At 35.6% G+C, this 2751-nt stretch carries 6 protein-coding genes; all 6 read right to left on the reverse strand.

Annotated elements, in window-relative coordinates:
• A partial coding sequence (locus tag NYG85_RS11850; RefSeq protein ID WP_284938865.1) for a hypothetical protein occupies positions 1 to 209 on the reverse strand: 209 nt, incomplete at its 3' end.
• Between the two features lie 191 nt (positions 210 to 400).
• Complete coding sequence (locus NYG85_RS11855; protein WP_284938866.1) at positions 401 to 649, reverse strand: hypothetical protein; 249 nt, start codon at positions 647 to 649, stop codon at positions 401 to 403.
• Between the two features lies 1 nt (position 650).
• Positions 651 to 1454: a DNA (cytosine-5-)-methyltransferase gene (gene dcm, locus NYG85_RS11860; protein WP_284938867.1), complete on the reverse strand. Its 804-nt coding sequence runs from the start codon at positions 1452 to 1454 to the stop codon at positions 651 to 653.
• Between the two features lie 9 nt (positions 1455 to 1463).
• Positions 1464 to 2261 (reverse strand): PD-(D/E)XK nuclease-like domain-containing protein, encoded by a 798-nt coding sequence (locus tag NYG85_RS11865; RefSeq protein ID WP_284938869.1) that lies wholly within the window; start codon positions 2259 to 2261, stop codon positions 1464 to 1466.
• Positions 2239 to 2406 carry a hypothetical protein gene (locus NYG85_RS11870; protein WP_284938870.1) on the reverse strand — a complete coding sequence of 56 codons (168 nt, stop codon included), beginning with the start codon at positions 2404 to 2406 and terminating at the stop codon, positions 2239 to 2241. The genes NYG85_RS11865 and NYG85_RS11870 overlap by 23 nt, the downstream gene beginning before the upstream one ends.
• A gap of 136 nt (positions 2407 to 2542) precedes the next feature.
• Positions 2543 to 2713: a hypothetical protein gene (locus tag NYG85_RS11875; RefSeq protein ID WP_284938871.1), complete on the reverse strand. Its 171-nt coding sequence runs from the start codon at positions 2711 to 2713 to the stop codon at positions 2543 to 2545.
• Positions 2714 to 2751 lie beyond the last annotated feature (38 nt).

The following is a 2751-nucleotide window of genomic DNA, read 5'->3' on the forward strand; positions in this document are numbered from 1 at the left end:
TTTGATAAAAACTCAAAGGCATATTTTAAATCGCTTATAATCTGCGAGTAATTTTTGTAATCTATCCACTCTATGCCACAATTGGGGCAATTGTTAGCGTAAAGCTGTTGCGTGGCAAAAGGGACGCTAAAACTAGCACTGCACTCCTTGCATTTAAAGCTTATGCCTTTTATCTGTTTAATTTCTATGTTTTTTAATTCATCTGCCATTTTAGTCCTTTTTTATGTTTATTATACTAAAATTTTATCAGCTTAGGGGGTTCTGGCGATAGTTCAGATTAAAACTACCCTAGCTTTTTGTTTTAATTTTTATCCTTTAAAGGTCGTTAAAAACCCAAAAGAATAAATAAATTATAATTGCTAGTACTAATAAAGTGTTCATTTTATCCCTTTTACTAGTATTATATTATCTTAAATTTACCATAATAATAAATCCCGCAAATCCAAACGATAAGCAACGCAAATAAAACAATGCTATCGTATAAGTCTAACATTGATTTTTTTATGTTTAGTGCTTTTGATAGCTCTATCCCAAAAGTCATTAAAAACACCCACGTAACAAAAATAAAGCAGAGCCAAGCAATAAAGCCTTCAAATCCCATTTTTTTCATATTCTCAATCATTATAAAAAATACTGCTTCATAGTTCATTTTATATCCTTTTTATAAATCTTGCAAACCTTGCGGCTATCTCTGGGATAATGCTATTACCTAGCATACCTACTCGCTCCACGTTTTGGCAAAACCCATCGTCAGCTCGTATATCTCGCAAATCGTTTTTATATCCGTTTGCTTCTCGCCAAAAGTATCTATCACGTAAGGATATAATCTCTTTTGATGGCTCTTGTGTGTTAGCATTTGACACCTCATAGAAAAGCGTTTCATCGCAAAAGCGTCCGACTTTGTCGGAGTAGGCAATAACATACGCCCTTTTTCGCTCGTGCATATATCCGTAGGCACTAGCTCGTAATAAAAAAGCTCGGTAGTTAAATCCACACTCCCTAAGCTCTTGCGTAAAAACTTTAAAGTAGGCTTTGTTTGTGATGAGTTCAGAGCTGTTTTCAAAGAGAATAAATCTTGCATTTGTTATCCTTGCTAATCTTAAAATTTCAGAAAATAGTGTGCTTCTAGTGCCATTAAAACCTATCCTTTTACCAGCGCAGCTTAAATCCTGGCACGGAAAACCGCCAGTGATAATTTCAATCTTACCAAGCGGGGCTAAATCATCACTTGTGATTTTAGTTACGTCGTGAAAAATCGGCACATCCGCCCAGTGCTTTTTTAAAATTTTATGGCAGTTTGTATCAATCTCACAAAACGCAGCCGTTTTAAAAAAGCCGTCATTTACGCTTTTTTGCTCGGACGGCAATTTATTAAAATCGTAATCTTTAAAATTTGCACTTTCAAAGCCAAGCGAAAAACCGCCGATACCGCTAAATAAATCTAAAATTTGCATTTTAATTTTTTATGCTTCATAAAATTTATAAGCTGGTAAGCCGATTTTTACGATATGATTTATTTTATCATCAATCTTTTTAGCATAGCCCCACCACTTATCATTATCACGACAAAAGCGATAAAGGCTAAGTAGCTCTAAAATCCTGCTTTGTGCTAAATTTATGGCTTCATCGTCAAGCTCATAAAAACCTACAAAATAGGGTGGTTTTGTCTCAACGGCTACAAATAAGAAGTTATTTACAGCCTTGCCGTTTTGGCGTAAAATCTCGCTATAAAAGGCGGTTTGGATGTGATAATTAAAATTTGCTACTGATTTAGCAAAACCGCTAGCACTTGCGTCGCTAGTCGTCTTTAAATCCACGATAACGCCTAGATTTTCATTGTAAAAATCAGGCTTAGCCTTAACAGCAACGCCGTCAATCTCGCCAAAATAAACCTGCTCGGCTAAGCCGTCTTTTAAAAATACCTTTGCTTGTGGGGTCTTTAAAACGGCGTTTGCGATAGCTTGTGCGGTGTTAAACTGCTCTTGTGTTATGGCTATTTTATCGCCTAAATTTGCCATAAGCTCGGCGTAAATCGCCTTGCCCTCTTTTGTGCGTTTATCGCAAACTGGCTCAATTAAAAACTCGTTTTTAAAGTCGTCTGGCTCTAAGATTAGCTTATGAGCCAAAGTCCCTAACATTAAAGCAGGGGTCGGCTCACTTTTTAGCTCTTGCTTTCTTTTAAAATGAAGTGGGGATTTTGCAAGTAAATCTAAATCTGACTTGCTAATCTCTGATAAATTATGATAGTCTTTTAATGTCATTTTTTAACCCCAAAATTTCTATTTTTAGGCGTATTAATTCTAGTATTTTGTCAGTATCTAGCCCGCTATATTCAGACAGCTCACTGATTAACATTGCCGCACTTTTTATCGCTTTTTTTAGCTCTTTTAGCTCTAATTCATTCATCTTTTTACTCCTTTTTAAGGGGCGTTTTGCCCCTTTTATTTATGTTATTACAAAATTTATCTGCTCTTATTTTTACTTCTTTTTGAGCAAAACAAACCTTTTGGTGTTACGTAAATTACCCAGTGCTTTGTTAGTATCACTCTTGCTCCTTTTCTCGTTTTGTATTGGTGGCTTCTACCCACTCCTCCCACTCTTTTTGTGCTATCTGCTCATCGTGTTCATCAACGTCCCTGTGTTCGTAACAATACCGCCTAAACTCCCATATTTCGCCGTGTTCGTTTAGGTCGTTATATAAAAAATTTTCCATTTTACACCTCCGAAATTTTTAAAAATGTTATGTTTTTT

The sequence above is a fragment of the Campylobacter gastrosuis genome, assembly GCF_030249845.1.
Taxonomy (GTDB): Bacteria; Campylobacterota; Campylobacteria; order Campylobacterales; family Campylobacteraceae; genus Campylobacter_A; species Campylobacter_A gastrosuis.